Source organism: Herbaspirillum lusitanum P6-12 (assembly GCF_000256565.1).
In the GTDB taxonomy this organism is placed as follows: domain Bacteria; phylum Pseudomonadota; class Gammaproteobacteria; order Burkholderiales; family Burkholderiaceae_D; genus Herbaspirillum; species Herbaspirillum lusitanum.
Genome location: NZ_AJHH01000226.1, coordinates 1 through 1,830 on the forward strand (window position 1 = coordinate 1; position 1,830 = coordinate 1,830).

General features: G+C 62.4%; 2 protein-coding genes. Both read left to right on the forward strand.

Annotated elements, in window-relative coordinates; genetic code table 11:
- On the forward strand, positions 1 to 408 hold a 408-nt coding region (locus tag HLUSI_RS0107415), incomplete at its 5' end, for a hypothetical protein (RefSeq protein WP_016833372.1).
- Between the two features lie 18 nt (positions 409 to 426).
- Complete coding sequence (locus tag HLUSI_RS0107420) at positions 427 to 1,761, forward strand: LLM class flavin-dependent oxidoreductase (protein ID WP_016833373.1); 1,335 nt, start codon at positions 427 to 429, stop codon at positions 1,759 to 1,761.
- The last annotated feature ends 69 nt before the right edge of the window (positions 1,762 to 1,830 follow it).

Consider the following 1,830-nt stretch of genomic DNA (forward strand, 5'->3'; position numbering starts at 1 on the left):
GCCGCGTGGGTGGTGCCCGATCCGCGCCTGGCCGATATCGAGCAAAACATCGGCGCCCGTCCGTTGGTGACCGCGTCCAGACTGACGCCGCAATACAGCTTCTACGTCGCGCCGGCGAAATTCGCCTCAGCCTATCCGGCCATCCTGCGCCTCACGCTGGACAAGCTCAACGACACCGAGCAATACGCCAGGGAGCACGCCGACGAGACCGCCCGCTTCCTGGAAAAAGACACGCGCGTGCCGCTGAAAGTCTGGCAGCTCGCGCTGACCCGTCAGGCCTGGGGCGTGGCCTATCCGCTGCCGCCGAATATCGTCGAAGCGCAGCAGGAAGTGGCCGATACCTTCTTCCGCTACAAGCTGATTCCCAAGGCCGTGCAGATCAAGGACGCGTCGGTCTCCGTCAAGTAACCCATCGGACACACTCTTATGTCATCGCCCAAACAAATGCACCTCGGCGCCTTCCTCATGTCGGTCGGCCACCACGCCGCCGGCTGGCGCTTTCCCGGCGTTGATCCGGCCAACACCATGAACTTCGCTTATTACAAGAAGCTGGCGCAGATCGCCGAGGCGGGCAAGTTCGATCTGATTTTCTTTGCCGACCGGCTGGCGATTTCGGATCGATTCGACAACCGTTTCGACACCACCGTGCGCTACCTCGCGCAAGCGCGGCCTGAGCCGATCTCGCTATTGGGTGCACTCGGCGCCGTCACGGAAAAGATCGGCCTGGCCGCCACCGCCTCCACGACGTACAACGAACCCTTCTTCCTCGCGCGCGCCTTCGCCACGCTGGACCACCTGACCGGCGGACGCATCGCCTGGAATATCGTCACCTCGACCAACGACGGCGAAGCACTCAATTTCAGCAAGCAGGAACATCTGGAACACGAGACCCGCTACGGCCGCGCGCACGAATTCCTCGATGTGGTCACCAGGTTGTGGGATAGCTGGGAAGACGATGCACTGGTGCTCGACAAGGAGAACGGCGTCTACGCCGACCCTTCGAAGGTCCATTACCTGCATCACAAGGGCGACTGGTTCGGCGTGCGTGGCCCGCTCAATGTGACGCGTCCGCCGCAAGGCCATCCGGTGTTGATCCAGGCCGGTTCATCGGATACAGGACGCGATTTCGCAGCGCAGACGGCCGAGGTGATATTTTCATCGCAACCGCAGATCGCAGCGGCGCGCGAATTCCGCAACGACATCCACGCACGCGTCCTCAAATATGGTCGCACGCCCGACAGCATCAAGATCTTACCCGGCGTGATGCCCATCATCGGCGCCACGCAAGCCGAGGCCGAAGAGAAGCTGCGCCATCTGGAAGACCTGGTGCATCCGCTCGGAGGACTGGCGCTGCTGTCCGACAGCATGAACCACGACCTGTCGGTGTATTCGCTGGATGAACCTTTGCCGGATCTGAAAGACATCCGCGGCAATCAGAGCCGCTACAAGCTGGTGCAGGAAATGTCGAAGCGCGACAACCTGACCTTGCGCCAGCTCGGCAAACGCTTCGGCGGCAGCCGCTCGCACCGCGTGGTGGCCGGCACCGCCGAACAGATCGCCGACAACTTCGCCGAATGGTTCGACAGCGGCGCCTGTGACGGCTTCAACCTGATGCCGGCTTACCTGCCCGAATCGCTGAGCGATTTTGTTGAACAGGTGGTGCCGATCTTGCAGGAACGCGGCCTGTTCCGCCGCGAGTATGAAGGCGACACGCTGCGCCGGCACCTGGGATTGGCGCGTCCGCAGAATCGCTTTGCCTAAGCCTTAGAACGTTTCCCAATCGCCGTCGCCGGTGCGTACGGCCGGTGCGCCAATGCGCGGTGCGACTGT

Coding starts and splice junctions, on each gene's coding strand:
- HLUSI_RS0107420 (WP_016833373.1), top strand. CDS start 427: ATGTCATCGCCCAAACAAATGCACCTCGGCGCCTTCCTCATGTCGGTC.